General features: G+C 47.4%; 20 protein-coding genes. 10 read left to right on the top strand and 10 right to left on the bottom strand.

Features of this window, described 5'->3' with window-relative positions; translation table 11 throughout:
* Positions 1-3: 3 nt before the first annotated feature.
* Genes B3850_RS04980 through B3850_RS04970 form a run of 3 tightly spaced genes read left to right on the top strand, consistent with a single transcriptional unit; the run spans position 4 to position 1697 of the window.
* Positions 4-252 carry a YcgL domain-containing protein gene (locus tag B3850_RS04980; protein WP_053952570.1) on the top strand — a complete coding sequence of 83 codons (249 nt, stop codon included), beginning with the start codon at positions 4-6 and terminating at the stop codon, positions 250-252.
* Positions 246-1238, top strand: coding sequence for a lytic murein transglycosylase (locus B3850_RS04975; protein ID WP_286911466.1), 993 nt, complete (start codon positions 246-248; stop codon positions 1236-1238). The genes B3850_RS04980 and B3850_RS04975 overlap by 7 nt, the downstream gene beginning before the upstream one ends.
* 15 nt (positions 1239-1253) lie before the next feature.
* Entirely contained in the window at positions 1254-1697 is a 444-nt protein-coding gene (locus tag B3850_RS04970; protein ID WP_286873396.1) for a YcgN family cysteine cluster protein, read from the top strand.
* 3 nt (positions 1698-1700) lie between these two features.
* On the opposite strand, the gene dsbB is transcribed toward B3850_RS04970, so the two are convergent.
* Positions 1701-2246 carry a disulfide bond formation protein DsbB gene (dsbB, locus tag B3850_RS04965; protein ID WP_286873476.1) on the bottom strand — a complete coding sequence of 182 codons (546 nt, stop codon included), beginning with the start codon at positions 2244-2246 and terminating at the stop codon, positions 1701-1703.
* 143 nt (positions 2247-2389) lie between these two features.
* Here dsbB and fadR point away from each other — a divergent pair, with 143 nt between their 5' ends.
* Complete coding sequence (fadR, locus tag B3850_RS04960; RefSeq protein WP_053952568.1) at positions 2390-3100, top strand: fatty acid metabolism transcriptional regulator FadR; 711 nt, start codon at positions 2390-2392, stop codon at positions 3098-3100.
* 112 nt (positions 3101-3212) lie between these two features.
* Positions 3213-3662: a TM2 domain-containing protein gene (locus B3850_RS04955; protein ID WP_053952567.1), complete on the top strand. Its 450-nt coding sequence runs from the start codon at positions 3213-3215 to the stop codon at positions 3660-3662.
* 59 nt (positions 3663-3721) lie between these two features.
* Here B3850_RS04955 and B3850_RS04950 read toward each other — a convergent pair whose 3' ends face one another.
* Positions 3722-4303 (bottom strand): superoxide dismutase, encoded by a 582-nt coding sequence (locus B3850_RS04950; RefSeq protein WP_053952566.1) that lies wholly within the window; start codon positions 4301-4303, stop codon positions 3722-3724.
* A gap of 210 nt (positions 4304-4513) precedes the next feature.
* Here B3850_RS04950 and B3850_RS04945 point away from each other — a divergent pair, with 210 nt between their 5' ends.
* Together B3850_RS04945 and B3850_RS04940 are read left to right on the top strand one after the other, a co-directional pair.
* The gene (locus B3850_RS04945) at positions 4514-4852 is read left to right on the top strand and encodes a Grx4 family monothiol glutaredoxin (protein WP_053952565.1); all 339 of its coding nucleotides are present in this window, start codon (positions 4514-4516) and stop codon (positions 4850-4852) included.
* 124 nt (positions 4853-4976) lie between these two features.
* Positions 4977-5582, top strand: a complete 606-nt coding sequence (locus B3850_RS04940; RefSeq protein WP_286873403.1) for a peroxiredoxin — start codon at positions 4977-4979, stop codon at positions 5580-5582.
* Between the two features lie 67 nt (positions 5583-5649).
* On the opposite strand, the gene rnt is transcribed toward B3850_RS04940, so the two are convergent.
* Entirely contained in the window at positions 5650-6288 is a 639-nt protein-coding gene (gene rnt, locus B3850_RS04935) for a ribonuclease T (protein ID WP_286873406.1), read from the bottom strand.
* Positions 6289-6428: 140 nt separating this feature from the next.
* On the opposite strand from rnt, the gene B3850_RS04930 reads away from it, so the two are divergent.
* Entirely contained in the window at positions 6429-7325 is an 897-nt protein-coding gene (locus tag B3850_RS04930; protein ID WP_286911465.1) for a flagellar protein MotY, read from the top strand.
* A 4-nt stretch (positions 7326-7329) separates the two neighbouring features.
* Here B3850_RS04930 and nth read toward each other — a convergent pair whose 3' ends face one another.
* From nth to rsxA, 7 genes are read right to left on the bottom strand one after another with little or no spacing between them, the layout of a single operon-like run.
* Positions 7330-7965: an endonuclease III gene (gene nth, locus B3850_RS04925; RefSeq protein WP_286911464.1), complete on the bottom strand. Its 636-nt coding sequence runs from the start codon at positions 7963-7965 to the stop codon at positions 7330-7332.
* Positions 7966-7974: 9 nt separating this feature from the next.
* Complete coding sequence (locus tag B3850_RS04920; protein WP_286873418.1) at positions 7975-8661, bottom strand: electron transport complex subunit E; 687 nt, start codon at positions 8659-8661, stop codon at positions 7975-7977.
* Entirely contained in the window at positions 8658-9299 is a 642-nt protein-coding gene (rsxG, locus tag B3850_RS04915) for an electron transport complex subunit RsxG (protein ID WP_053952559.1), read from the bottom strand. The genes B3850_RS04920 and rsxG overlap by 4 nt, the downstream gene beginning before the upstream one ends.
* Complete coding sequence (rsxD, locus tag B3850_RS04910; protein ID WP_286873423.1) at positions 9296-10354, bottom strand: electron transport complex subunit RsxD; 1059 nt, start codon at positions 10352-10354, stop codon at positions 9296-9298. The genes rsxG and rsxD overlap by 4 nt, the downstream gene beginning before the upstream one ends.
* Positions 10351-11991, bottom strand: coding sequence for an electron transport complex subunit RsxC (gene rsxC, locus B3850_RS04905; RefSeq protein WP_286911462.1), 1641 nt, complete (start codon positions 11989-11991; stop codon positions 10351-10353). The genes rsxD and rsxC overlap by 4 nt, the downstream gene beginning before the upstream one ends.
* Positions 11988-12569, bottom strand: coding sequence for an electron transport complex subunit RsxB (rsxB, locus tag B3850_RS04900; protein ID WP_058578764.1), 582 nt, complete (start codon positions 12567-12569; stop codon positions 11988-11990). Before rsxB ends, rsxC begins: the two co-directional genes overlap by 4 nt.
* Entirely contained in the window at positions 12570-13151 is a 582-nt protein-coding gene (gene rsxA / locus B3850_RS04895; protein WP_053952646.1) for an electron transport complex subunit RsxA, read from the bottom strand.
* A 192-nt stretch (positions 13152-13343) separates the two neighbouring features.
* Here rsxA and B3850_RS04890 point away from each other — a divergent pair, with 192 nt between their 5' ends.
* Together B3850_RS04890 and B3850_RS04885 are read left to right on the top strand one after the other, a co-directional pair.
* Positions 13344-13853, top strand: coding sequence for a phosphatase PAP2 family protein (locus B3850_RS04890; protein ID WP_286873434.1), 510 nt, complete (start codon positions 13344-13346; stop codon positions 13851-13853).
* The gene (locus B3850_RS04885; RefSeq protein ID WP_286873436.1) at positions 13850-14866 is read left to right on the top strand and encodes a glycosyltransferase family protein; all 1017 of its coding nucleotides are present in this window, start codon (positions 13850-13852) and stop codon (positions 14864-14866) included. Before B3850_RS04890 ends, B3850_RS04885 begins: the two co-directional genes overlap by 4 nt.
* Position 14867 lies beyond the last annotated feature (1 nt).

Here is a 14867-nt window from a genome sequence, read left to right as displayed (position 1 = left end):
CTTATGTTGTGCGATGTGTATCGCAGTTCCCGCAAAGCGGATACCTATGTTTACCTTCCTCATGGTGAAGACTTCAGTGAATTACCGGATGCCCTTGTGCAAAGTTTCGGTAAAGCAGAGAAAATACTGACCATAAATTTAACAACCCGTGAACAACTGGCTCGTTTGAGCGTCAAAGAATTAACTGAGCACTTGGCCAGTGACGGTTTTTATTTACAGCTTCCACCTAAGCAAGAGGACATTTCATGTTAATCAAATTCGTGAGCAGTGCGTTAATTGGGGCGTTGGCACTTGTCAGTGTGAGTGCCTCTGCACAAGAGAAGAGTGTTGAAGAAAAGTTTTCTGACTATGTGGAAGCGTTAAAAGACGAAGCCAGAGGCAATGATTACAGCGAGGAAACACTGGAAAAGGCCTTTGCGAAAGTAAAGTATTACGAGCGAGCCGTTGAACTTGATAAGAACCAGCCGGAATTTAAACTGACGCTGGATACTTATTTGCCTCGTGCTGTGCCTGAATGGAAAGCAGAAAAGGCATTAGAGAAATACGAAGAGCATAAAGAGTTGCTCGAAAAAGTGGGTAAAGAGTTCGGTGTTCAGCCGCGCTTTATCGTCGCTTTATGGGGAATCGAAACAAACTTCGGTTCTTATACGGGTGGCTTCGATGTTGTTTCAGCATTGACCACACTGGCATTTGACGGTCGTCGTGAAGCTTTCTTTAAGAAGCAGCTTTGGCACGCATTAACCATCATTCAGGACGGGCATATTGCGCCAGAAAAAATGCAAGGCTCCTGGGCGGGGGCTATGGGCCAAACTCAGTTTATGCCCAGCTCCTTTATGAATTACGCGGTGGATTATGACGGCGATGGACGTAAGGATATTTGGGGCAGCTACCCGGACGTGTTTGCTTCTGCCGCTAACTATTTGAGCTCGGTCGGCTGGCGTGACGACGTCACCTGGGGACGTCAGGTGCAGCTACCAGAAGGGTTTGATACCTCTTTGTCTGGGCTGGACACGAAGAAAAAGCTCAGCGAATGGGGTAACTTAGGTGTCACTCGATATGATGGCTCGGAACTGCCTCAACGAGACGATATTGAAGCGTCAGTCGTCATTCCTGATGATAAAGAAGGCCGTGTTTATCTGGCTTACGCGAACTACGACGCACTGATGCACTGGAACCGCTCACATTACTTTGTGGCAGCTGTTGGTTATTTGTCTGACCGTATTCGCTTCCCCCGGTAATCGCCGGAGTCGGGTATGGGGAGTTTGATGTCCTGGTATGAAAAGCCTTTGCAAGAGCTGACCGCTGCCGAGTGGGAGGCTCTTTGCGACGGCTGTGGGCAGTGTTGTGTCAACCAGCTGCTCGACGAAGAAGATAACCTATACTCGACCGATGTAGCCTGTAAATTACTCGATACCGAGACCGCTCGTTGCAGCGACTATGCAAACCGCAGCCGCCGAGTTCCTGCTTGTGTGACGTTAACACCGAACAACATTGAAGATGTTTACTTCATGCCGGCGACCTGTGCGTATCGGCTAAGGGCACAGGGACAGCCACTACCCAAATGGCATCCGGTAAGGCATGACGGAAGTAAAGAAGCAATGAAAAAGGCCGGCTATTGCGTTGCCGGCCATTGTATAAGCGAGTCAGAGTACCACGGGGAATTAGAGGACAGGATAGTGACCTGGCCGTTGAGTTAAGGGTTATTTATGGTACAGAACTAAACCGTCACGTTTTTTAAATAAGCTAATAAAGTGGGCGATAGTGACAATAACCGCGATAACGAGTAACCCGCCGAATATAAATGTCATCCAGCCAGGCATACCCATTCCAAGCCACTGCCAGTCGATATCACCGCATAACCCCGGTGCGGCGAAAAGGCCCGGAAGCCACTCGTGCAGAGGTGCCCACTCCGGAAAGTCAGGAGCGCTTTCGCAGACGGCGAAAAAAGCGTTTTTAGAAGTTTGTAAGTCCCAGTGATCATAGGCAATACGGAGGCCTTCAAAACTGCTGTAAAGCCATCCCAACAGGCCGGCCCAGCGCAGTAAGGCGAAACCCGATCCTATGAGTCCCACAATGGCAGATAGCGCAATGCCAACAACAGCCATGCGCTGATAAACACATTTAACGCAAGGCTCAAGACCTAATACAGCCTGAAAGTACAAGGCAGCCCCTAACAGTGCAGCGCCCCCCAGAAAAAGAAGAAGCCAGGCAAACGGTTTGGTCGGCCATTGACCTATAGACAGCATCACTCTATTCCTTAAGAAAGTGTAAAAACGATGAAACCATACCCAAATGCTTTGGGAATGTCGATATAAAGGCTGAAGTTATCTTGTCCGACCTCGTATAAGGCTGCTAGAATCACTCTATCATTCAGCATTTGGGCGGGAAAATGATTATAAAAGCCAAAAGTCCGGCGGGATTTGCCGAAGAGTATATCGTTAAGTCTATTTGGAACGGGCACTTTGCGCCAGGAACCATTTTACCCGCAGAACGTGAATTATCGGAGCTAATTGGCGTTACTAGAACGACGTTACGCGAAGTTCTGCAACGCTTAGCTCGTGATGGTTGGTTGACCATTCAACATGGCAAACCGACTAAGGTGAATAACTTCTGGGAAACCTCCGGGTTAAATATACTGGAAACCTTAGCTCGTCTTGACGAAGATGGCATGCCTGAGCTAGTGGATCAGCTGTTGTCTGCGCGTACAAACATTAGCGCAATTTATATTCGAGCTGCGATCCGCCATAACCCAGCCCGTGTTATTGAGCTGATAGAAGCGGCCAAAGAGCTTGAGGATGACGAAAAGAGCTTTGCTGAATTTGATTACCAGTTAAACCATGATTTAGCGATGGCGTCTGGAAATCCTATTTATGTACTCGTCTTAAACGGATTCAAAGGTCTGTATTCTCGTATTGGGCAGTACTACTTCTCCTCACCCGAGGCTCGTCAGCTGGCTCGAGACTATTATGAAAACTTAGTGAACTGCGCCGAAGAAGGCGACTATAACGAGTCGGTAAACCTTGTACGCCGCTATGGTTATGAGTCTGCGGAAATATGGCACAGTCTGCGCGGCGACATGCCCAATAACCTAGTCGAATAAAGCGCCTGAAAGGCGCTTTATTTATCGCTAAAAATTTTGCGTTGCTTAGCTATTTACAATTCTATAACCTAGTAGTTGATACCTACCTAATAGCGAAAAGGAAAATAAAAAAATGAAGGGATCAGTACTAGATTTTGACGAAGGCAACCGTAGCGGCATTATCTCTGGTGAAGACGGTAATCGTTATACTCTCGATATTTCAGAATGGAAAGGAAACCAGCTGCCGAAAGCGGGTGCAAAAGTTGATTTTGCAGTCACTGGTGATAAAGCAGAAGGGGTTTACCCTGACTCTGCGGCTTCAAATACCAGCACATCGTCGAAGAAAATTGCCGCCGCTGTCTTGGCCTTTTTCTTAGGCGCTTTTGGTGCCCATAAATTCTATCTGGGATACACCAAAGAAGGCGTTATTATGCTGTTGGTGTTCTTGTTTGGTTTTATCCTACTGGGAATCCCATCATTCATCATTGGTATTATCGCGTTTATTGAATTCATTATTTATATCGTTAAGCCCGACGATGAATTCGAGGAAACCTATGTTCAGGGGCATCGTCCTTGGTTTTAAGAGCTAGGCAATAAAAAAGGCGCCATTGGCGCCTTTTTTATGATTAAAACTCAGTACTATTAGCCTAAGTTTTTGTTCACAAAGTCCCAGTTCACTAACTTCCAGAACGCTTCTAAGTAGTTAGGACGAGAATTGCGATAGTCGATGTAGTAGGCGTGTTCCCATACGTCGACAGTTAACAGTGCTTCAACACCGTCGTGTGCAACTGGAGTATCTGCGTCATCCGTATTCAGGATATCAACAGAGCCGTCAGATTTTTTCACTAACCAAGTCCAGCCTGAGCCGAAGTTGCCTGCAGCGCTTGCGTTGAACTCTTCCTGGAACTTCTCGAAAGAGCCCCATTTGTCGTTGATAGCGTCAGCAACTGCACCTGTTGGAGCGCCGCCACCGTTAGGGCTTAAGCAATTCCAGTAAAACGTATGGTTCCAGACTTGAGCTGCGTTGTTAAACAAACCGCCTTTTTCAGACTTAATGATGTCTTCTAACGACTTGTTTTCAAGGTCAGTACCTTTTACCGCGTCGTTCAGTTTGTTGACGTAAGTCGCGTGGTGTTTGCCGTAGTGATATTCTAAAGTCTCTTCTGAGATATGAGGCGCTAAAGCGTTTTTCTCATAAGGAAGAGCGGGTAGTTCAAATGCCATAGTCTCTCTCCGTAGTTTTTCTTTTAGGGCAAATTAATATCTGGCGCTATCAAATTCAGCCACCAGAAGACGAATTGTGTTCTTTGTATCTACGTTATATAGGGTTGGTTAGATTGCTTTTCAAGGAAATCTTTCAATTTAGGCAAATCTTTTCTGCTGTGCTAGAATACTTGAGTGTTTTAATCAACCATTATTTAGAGCAGAGGTGTTATGGAAACGGTTGACAGAATTAAGCAGCAAATCGAAGAAAATCCTATTTTGTTATACATGAAAGGCTCGCCGAAACTGCCAAGCTGTGGCTTTTCGTCACAGGCATCACAAGCATTAATGGGCTGTGGTCAGCCATTTGCTTATGTTGATATTCTGCAGAACCCAGACATTCGTGCGGAACTGCCAAAGTACGCAAACTGGCCAACCTTCCCACAGCTTTGGGTTGAAGGTGAATTAGTCGGTGGTTGTGATATTATCATTGAGATGTTCCAAAACGGTGAGTTGCAGCAACTGATCACAGAAGTTGCAGAGCGCCATCCGGAACCTTCAGCAGAGTAAAATAGCTGAACGAATATTAAGCAATCGGTCAAAAGTTTTGACGGAGCCCCTTGTTTTTGACTTGGGGTATCCCCATTACCGATTGTGAAGGTTTCATTTACTTTAACTGAAATGGAGAGAATCAATGTCTGTATTAGTAGGTCGTAAAGCACCTGATTTTACTGCAGCAGCGGTACTTGGCTCAGGTGAAATTGTTGAAGATTTCAAACTGTCTGACCATATCAAAGGCAAAAAAGCAGTTATTTTCTTCTACCCACTGGACTTCACTTTCGTATGTCCTTCTGAGCTAATCGCTTTTGACAAGCGTTTAGAAGAATTCAACAAGCGTGGCGTAGAAGTTATCGGTGTTTCTATCGATTCTCAATTTACGCACAACGCATGGCGTAACACGTCAACTGACGACGGTGGTATCGGTCAGGTGAAATACCCACTGGTTGCTGACGTACGTCACAGCATCTGTAAAGCGTATGACGTTGAACACCCAGAAGCAGGCGTTGCGTTCCGTGGCTCATTCCTGATCGACGAAGACGGTGTGGTTCGTCACCAGGTTGTTAACGACTTACCATTAGGTCGTAACATCGACGAAATGCTGCGTATGGTTGACGCACTGAACTTCCACCAGAAGCACGGTGAAGTTTGCCCAGCAGGTTGGGAAGAAGGTAAAGAAGGCATGAAAGACAACCCTGAAGGTGTTGCTTCTTACTTGTCTAAAAACGCTGACAAACTATAAGCGTTTAATGATATTAAAAAAGTCGCTCTTCGGAGCGACTTTTTTGTTTTCCCTTTGTGTTTTTGAGCTAGTCATTAGAAGCCAGTGGCCAGCCACCTAAATCTTTCCAGCGATTGACCATCCAACAGAATAATTCAGCTGTGCGCTCAGTGTCATAAAGAGCGGAGTGTGCCTGTTTCCCATCAAACTCAATTCCGGCAGCCTGACAAGCTTTTATAAGCACTGTTTGACCTAATGTCAGAGCAGCCAAAGACGTGGTGTCAAAGCTCACAAAGGGGTGAAACGGATTACGTTTTAAATTGGCTCGCTCAGCCGCAGCCATGACAAAACTATGGTCAAAGTTCGAGTTATGACCGACCAGAACTGAGCGCTGACAACCCGCTGCTTTTTGCGCTTTTCTAATAGGTTTAAACATTTCTCTTAGTGCTTCTGACTCCGGGACTGCACCGCGCAGGGGGTTATTTGGGTCAATACCATTAAAGTCGATAGCCGCTTGTTCTATGTTAGCGCCTTCAAAAGGTTCAACGTTATAATGCACCGAATCAACCGGCTTTAAAGTGCCGTCGCTGTCAAAGTCCAGCAGTACCGCGGCTATTTCTAAAAGGGCATCTGTTTTTGCGTTAAAACCCGCGGTTTCAACGTCCACAACGACAGGCATATAGCCACGAAACCGTTTCTTCATTAGCGACTCAGAAGTGTCAGACATAAAGACCCTTTAGTTATTAAGCTGGTTATTTCAATTTGCGCCTATTATGCCAAAGATATATCGATAATGCTGAGAGAAACTCTAAAGCACAGCGAATAAATGCCGATAAAAGCGTATTAGAATTTTAAACCGGAGTGCCTATGAAAAACTGGCCGATGTTAACTGCAGCTGCAGCGTCTGTATTGCTGGCAACGAGCCAGGCAAACGCCAATGCAGTTAGGCATTACAGTGCTGACCTTGATAGTTCGTCGTGGCAACTTAGCGAGGCCAGTCGGTTGGAGTGTGCGTTAGAGCACGAAATTCCGCGCTACGGTAAAGTTCGTTTTCAAAGCGAAGCCAGTAAAGAGCTGAACTTACGCATGAAAATGGACATGAAAAAGCTGCCTGACAGCTATGATGTCTCTGCGATTGAATCTGTGCCGCCTCGCTGGCGACCAGGGGAAGCAAGTTACGAGATTGGCTCTATGCAGCTCTATAAGCAGTTTAATGGCGAGTTACAAAAGCAACTGGCCTGGACACTGTTGAGTGAATTGGAAAAAGGGCGCTATCCAACGTTTTTCTACGACGACTGGTACAACAATCGTGATCAGGTGGCGGTGTCATTGTCGTCAGTGAATTTTCGAAATAAATACGATGACTTTTTAAGTTGTGTCAATGCGCTGTTGCCGTTTAGCTTTGAAGACATTGCTTACACGGTATTGAATTATGAAGATGGCAGTGAAAAGCTGACCATATCGTCACAGCGTAAGCTCAAGCAAATTAGCGACTACCTGAAAGTCGACAATGATCTTGAGTTGGTGCTTGTCGATGCTTACACCGACTCACTCGGAGCCCGGGGGCCGAATCAAGAGCTAACCGAAGAACGAGCCAAAGAAATACAGGCGTTTTTTGTTGAACGTGGCATAGCGGCTGATCGCATAAAAACCGTTGGGCACGGCGAGGACAGACCGATTAAGTCGAATGACAACGAAATTAATCGTCGGTTAAACCGCCGGGTCATTGTACAGTTGGCAAAACCGTCAGGGATTGAGCTTTAATCGCTCAATCGCTGGTTTTGTCTTTAAATTCGCACAAGTCTTCAATAATGCACGAGCCACAGCGAGGTTTTCGGGCAATACAGGTGTAGCGACCGTGCAGAATAAGCCAATGGTGCACATCGACTTTAAACTCCGCCGGCACCACTTTTATCAGTTTTTCTTCCACTTCTTTAACGTTTTTTCCCGGCGCTAACTTGGTACGGTTAGATACGCGGAAAATATGGGTGTCCACAGCAATGGTCGGCCAGCCGAATGCGGTATTTAAAACGACATTAGCCGTTTTACGTCCGACCCCAGGCAGTGCTTCCAACGCGGCTCTGTCTTCCGGGACTTCACCACCATATTGCTCAACCAGAATTTTACAGGTCTTGTAGGCATTCTCGGCTTTCGAGTTAAACAAACCAATGGTTTTTATGTACTCTTTTATACCATCCACGCCTAAAGCGAACATCTCTTCAGCGGTTGGAGCTGCAGGGAATAACTTGCGTGTCGCTTTATTAACTCCGACATCGGTTGCCTGAGCCGACAATAGCACCGCAATAAGCAGCTGAAATGGGGTGTCGTATTCAAGCTCCGTGGTTGGGTTTGGGTTATTGTCGCGAAGACGGCTTAAAATTTCGTGGCGCTTAGTTTTATTCATAATTAATTATTACTGTTGTGCGGTTACACGGGCGCGGGTGACGGTTTTCTTCTCTGCGCGCTCGGCTTTTATAGCATCAATTCGGTTTTTCAGGGCAATGATAAAGCCCATACCAATAAAGGCGCCTGGCGGCAATATGGCAAGCAGAAGCGGATAGTCAACGGTGAATAACTCAATTCTTAATTGGGCGGCCCAGTCGCCAAGTAAGAGCTCGGCCCCGTCGAACAAAGTACCATTACCAATAATTTCACGTATGGCGCCCAGCAGCATCAGTACCAACGCAAAACCTATGCCCATCATCAAGCCGTCAAATGCCGCTTTCTGCCACGGGTTTTTAGACGCATAAGCTTCGGCACGGCCGATAATGGCGCAGTTTGTGACTATTAATGGAATGAAAATGCCGAGCGATTGGTACAGCTCGAACACATAGGCATTCATGAGCAATTGAATAACAGTAACAAAGGTGGCAATGACCATTACAAAGACCGGAATGCGTATTTCCTGAGGCACAAAACTGCGCACGAGTGACACAGTTACATTAGAGCCGATAAGCACAAACAGTGTCGCCAAGCCGAGTCCTAAAGCGTTAGTGACAGACGCCGTGACAGCCAAGAGAGGGCATAAGCCAAGTAGCTGCACTAAAGCTGGGTTGTTATCCCAGAGTCCTTGCCAGGTTAGTTCTTTGTACTCGTTCATTGTGCGGCCTCCTCACAGCGCTGAAGCTCAGCATTGAATAATGTGTCCGCGTTTTCTTCTAGATAAAGTGTCGCTCGTTTGACTGCGCCAACCACCGCTCGCGGTGTAATGGTTGCGCCTGTGAATTGATCAAACATGCCACCGTCGCGCTTTACTGCCCAACGGTCATCGTCTTCGGATTTAACTCGCTTGCCTGAAAACGACGTGATCCAGTCGTTTTTCTCTATTTCTATTTTATCACCCAGGCCTGGTGTTTCCTGGTGGCGCAAGGTCCTGACACCCAGTAACTCACCTGAAGGTTTCACCGCCAGTAATAAACGAATGGCACCTGAGTAGCCATCGGGAGCGACAATTTCGGCAGCCAACGCGGTGGGTTCATCGTTAACCCAGGCTCGATACATTGGGTGCGGTTCGTTGCTACCCAGTGCGTTATGAGTCACCAAACGACAAGACTGGTAAAGGTCATTGTCGTGCATTGCCGGAGGAATGAGTTGGTTCAGCGTGCGCAGTACCTGAGCTTGCTGTTGTTGTGCAATTTTATCTTTGGTCAGCACTTGTACGCCCACCACTAAAGCCGTAGCAATAACCGCAAAGGCGGCCAGTATAAGGCCGTTTTTCTGCATACTATTAATGGTCATTTGCGCTCTCCGTGACCATAAACGGTTGGTCTTGTATAACGATCAATAATAGGAACACACATATTGGCTAGCAGCACCGCGAACGCCACCCCGTCGGGATACCCACCCCAGCTACGGATAATAAACACTAATAAACCGATTAACACGCCAAAAACAAAGCGGCCCCGGTTCGAGGTCGCCGCAGAGACCGGGTCGGTCGCAATGAAGAATGCGCCAAGCATTGTTGCGCCGCTCAGTGCGTGAACCACAGGCCCTGTCATAAGATCGGGGGCGAACAGATATGCAAAGAAGGCCGGAACACACAATCCCGCGATGAGTCCGACAGGAATGTGCCAACTGATAATACGCTGTTGTATGAGTAACAAACCACCAATGAGAAAGCCGAGGTTAACCCATTGCCAGCCAGCGCCCGCTAAAAAGCTAAACTGGGGCTTGGCATACACTTCGGTCAATGTGAAACCCTGTGTTAAACCTGTTTTTATGGCATCTAATGGGGTTGCCATAGTGACACCGTCAATACCGGCACGTAGCTGTTCGACGCTGTAACCGGCCGGTGTATATTCAAACAGTATGGTGTGTAGCGTCTGCCAAAGCGTGAGTGAATGCTCACCTATTGTTGATGGTGGTAGCCAGTTGGTCATTTGTACCGGAAAAGATATTAGTAATAAAACGTAACCCGCCATCGCAGGATTAAACAGGTTTTGTCCCATGCCACCGTAAACATGCTTAACGACGACAATGGCAAACAACGTACCAATAACAATGATCCACCAGGGGGATAAAGGCGGAATACTAATGGCCAACAAAATGGCAGTGACCAAGGCTGTATTGTCTCGCAGGGCCGACATAGCGGGGCGATCACGAGCAATAATACAGGCTGACTCAGCAATTAAAGCGGTAATTACAGCCAGGATTATTTGAAACCAAACACCGAAGCCGAAGAAATAGCTTTGTATCAACACACCGGGCACCAGCGCGTAGCAAACCCAGCGCATCATGCTGCTGGTACTGTGTTGGCTGTGCCCATGAGGTGACGACGCTATTTTAAAACTCATGACTCATTTCCTTTCGCTGAGTTATTTTCTTCATCGGCTTTTTGCGCCTGGGCGGCTTTTTTGGCTTTTGCACGCGCAATTGCAGCAGCAACGGCAGCAGACTTGCCGCCTGACTCGGTTTTTTCTTTGTTGTCTGTCGTTGCGGTTTCCGCTTTTTCAGCCTGGGCTTTCTTGCGGGCTTCGGCTGCTTTTCTATGGCGCTCTAAGCGCTCCTGCTTCTCACGCTCTAAACGCTCTTGTCGAGCTTCAAAGCGCTGGCGCGCATGTTCCGCTTTAGCTTTTTCACGAGCAATGTTGCGAATCTCTGCTTTCGCTTTCCGATAATAGTGCACTAAGGGAATTTCGCTAGGGCAGACATAGGCGCACGCGCCGCACTCTATGCAGTCAAACAGGTTTTGCTCGTCCAGCGCGTCATAGTCTTTGGCTTTAGCCAGTAATTGCAGTTGCTGTGGCTGCAAGCTGGCCGGACAGGCGTCGGCGCAGGCACCGCAACGTATACAGGCTAATTCAGGCCCCGGTGCCGGCAGCTCTGCTTCTGTCGGAGCCAAAATACAGTTGGTGGTTTTTATGACCGGAACATCAATGCTAGGTAGCGTAAAGCCCATCATAGGGCCACCCATAATGACGCGTTGTTTATTTTCAGGAGTAAACCCAGATTCCTTTAGCAAATGTTCAATAGGGGTTCCCAACAGCGCCCAAAGGTTACGCTTTTCTTTTATGGCATCGCCGGTGACTGTCACAACACGTTCAAGTAGTGGCTCACCATGAATAATAGCGCGCTTAATGGCGTATGCGGTTCCGACATTTTGCATTAAGAAACCAATATCCATTGGCAGTTTGCCGCTGGGGACCTGCTCACCGGTCAGTAGCTCAATGAGTTGCTTCTCGCCGCCGGAAGGGTATTTTGTTGGTACGACCTTTAGTGCTATTTGCGAGTCGTCCCCAATGGCGGTGCGAATAGCTTCAATAGCCTTAGGCTTATTGTTTTCTATGGCGAACAGCACGGAGTCACAATGAGTAATGTACTGAAGAATTTTCACACCCGCGATTATGTCTTCAGCGTACTCCTGCATTAAGCCATCGTCTGCGGCAATATAAGGTTCGCACTCAACGCCATTAATAATTAGATGACGTAAAGGCTTTTGCTGGGCCAGCTTTTGCGCAGTTGGGAAGCCCGCTCCACCTAAACCGGCAATACCAGCTTGTTGTATCAACTCAAGCAAGCGGGAGACTTCAACTTCCCGATAATCCGGAATGGCGTGCTTATTGCCCCAGCGATCTTCGCCGTCGGGTCTTATTACAATGGCTAGTTCGGGCAAACCTGACGCATGTGCCGTTGGGCGTTCTTCAATAGCGTGAATAACACCGGACGTCGGGGCGTGTAGTGGCAGCCCCAGACTCAAACTGGCCTCGGTGAGTTGCTGACCTTTATCAACCGTCTGACCCGGCTCAACTAACATATTGCCCGATGGGCCAATATGCTGACGTACCGGCAAAATTAATTCGTCAGGTAAAGGTAGCGAGCGTATTGGTTTGTTGCACGCAGGTGCTTTTCTCTCTGGCGGATGTATACCACCAGGGAAATGCCCCGATACATTGCTCGACACATAAATGGTGTTGTTATCTGGACGGCTCATTCAACCACCTTCACCGGAATGCTGTTCTTTTTGATGTTTTCTTTAACCGTATCGAGATCCCACTGCCAGGTTTCAGGGCTTGCTTTGACAGAGACCATATCGATGCAGTCGACCGGGCAAGGCTCAACACATAAGTCGCAACCGGTACATTCGTGTTCAATAACGGTGTGCATTTGCTTGGCCGCGCCTAAAATAGCGTCGACAGGGCAGGCCTGAATACATTTAGTACAGCCTATGCATTCGTCTTCCCGAATAACGGCGACTTTTTTGACGTCTTCTTCACCGTGCGCGGAGTCTAAAGGTTTTGCCTCAACACCCATTAAGTCGGCCAATTGCTTGATAGTTGCTTCGCCGCCTGGAGGACACTTATTGATATCGTCACCGTTTGCGATGGCTTCGGCATAAGGACGACAGCCTGGATAGCCGCATTGCCCACACTGGGTTTGTGGCAGAATTTCATCGATTTGGTCAACAATAGGGTCGCTTTCAACTTTAAACTTAACCGCAGCAAAGCCTAGAATAACGCCGAATATCAGCGCTAAAATGCCAAGTGTAATAACTGCTCCTAATACACTCATTTAACTGCTCACTAATCCGCTGAAGCCCATAAAGGCAAGAGACATAAGACCGGCTGTTATCATTGCTACCGCTGAACCTTTAAAGGTTACTGGCACATCGGCGGCAGCCAGACGTTCGCGTAACGCTGAGAAAAGAATAAGAACCAGCGAGAAACCAATGGCAGCGCCAAGTCCATAAACAATAGACTGAACGAAGTTGTGCTGCTCATTAATGTTCAATAAAGCCACACCCAGTACCGCACAATTGGTTGTAATTAGCGGTAAAAATATGCCCAGTAAGCGATATAAGGTAGGGCTGGTTTTATGCACGACCATTTCGGTGAACTGAACAACCACCGCAATAACCAGAATAAAGCTCAGTGTTTGCAGCGACATAAGTCCTAACGGCTCGAGTAAGTATTCATTCACTAAATAGCTGCAAACAGACGCTAATGTCAGTACGAAGGTCGTTGCTGCGGACATACCAATAGCTGTGTCGAGTTTATTGGATACCCCCATAAATGGGCACAAGCCAAGAAACTTAACGAGCACAAAGTTATTTACCAATACTGTGCCAATTAATAGCAGCAAATAGTCGGTCATTGAGCATTCCGCAACAGTGAAAAATAAAGAGCGCATATTATCGGTGTTTTGAGGCTTATAAACAACCGCCTTTGGGTAGGGTTTCTCGGCGAAATCCGGCAAATTGTCACTTTATTGTCATGCTAGCGCATTAAAACTGTCATAAGTGGTAGGCAAAGTGGCTGCAACTGGTGCTAAAACGGTATAAAAGCCATGGTACTGCTCAGTTATTTACAGCGTTTTGATACCTACTGTTACTGCCTGTGCTCAGGGATACGAGCTCGTCCGGTTGCCGGGCGGTTAGCGGTTTGGGTTTCCCGTTCCGGAGACGGTTACGCCTACTTTGCGATTGCACTAGCGAGTGTCCTGTTGAATGACTCTGGTACCGCCTACTTTAAGCATCTATTACTTGCCTTCCTAATTGAACTGCCCATTTACTGGCTCTTAAAAAGCAGCTTCAAACGCCGACGCCCCAGTGACTTAGGGTTGTCGCTGGCAGCGCTGATTGTCGCGTCTGACAAGTTCAGTTTTCCCTCCGGACACACTGCAGCGGCTTTTATATTTGCAGGGATAACCCACGTCCACTTTCCCGAACTTGGTTTTGTTTGCTACCTGTGGGCGTCCGCCATTGGGGCTTCTCGAGTTATTGTTGGTGTGCACTTCCCGTCAGACATATTAGCCGGTGTATTGTTAGCAGTACTTATTTGGGAGCTTATGCTATGAGAGTTCTATATGGTATTCAGGGCACCGGAAATGGTCACCTTTCCAGAAGCCACACTTTGGCTACTTACTTAAGTCCGCAGCCGATTCACGTTGACTATCTGATTTCCGGACGCAGGAACTATGGCTTGTTTGATATGAACGTTTTTGGTGCCTATCAAAGCCGCGAGGGACTGTCTTTTGTCACTGAAAATGGCGCCTTGAAACGCCGAAAAACGCTCACCTCAAATAACTGGAGACAGTTTTACAACGACGTAAAAGCGTTAGATGTAACGCAATATGATCTGGTCATTACCGACTACGAGCCAGTGAGTGCCTGGGCAGCTAAACGAGCTGGAGTGCGTTCTATTGGTTTGGGGCGGCAATACGCATTCTGGGAGCCCGAGCTTTATAAAACGCTGAGCCTCTGGCAGCGTCAAATGATTAAGCAATTTGCTCCCTGTTCAACGCCTGTTGGCATGCACTGGTTAGAGTGTGGTAATGCCATACCTCCGGTTGTTAGAGAGCCTGATAATGGCTGTAAGGGCGGCTTAGCCCAACGAGTGATCGTTTACCTGCCGTTTGAGGATCCTAAAGTTATTATTAACGCGCTTTACCCTATTGATGATTATGAATTCTCGGTCTTTCATCCCAAATTAACGCGGTGCAGCTATGGGCACATTGAATGCTTCGCACCGTCAAGAAAACAGTTTTCAGAGCAGTTTAGTAGAGCGTCAGCGGTAATTTCTAATGCGGGCTTTGAAACCAGTTGTGAGGCATTGAGAGAAGGGAAGTCACTGATCATAAAGCCTTTGACAGGCCAGTTTGAACAACAGAAAAATGCGGAAATACTAGAGCGTAAGGGGCTTGCAACAGTAATGAAAAATGTGAGTTGTGCCTCTATTGAACGGGCTCTGCAGGAACGACAAAGCGCTTATATGCAATGGCCTAACGTTGCAAAACACTTAGCGAATTGGATTGCTGATGGCGCAAAAGAGTCAGTTCGGGATTTGAGTAAAAGACTTTGGGGGCTTTAAA

Source organism: Idiomarina sp. UBA4520 (assembly GCF_002388365.1).
Lineage (GTDB): Bacteria > Pseudomonadota > Gammaproteobacteria > Enterobacterales > Alteromonadaceae > Idiomarina > Idiomarina zobellii.
Note: the sequence above shows the minus strand (reverse complement) of the source record. Positions and strands in the feature narration are given on the sequence as shown.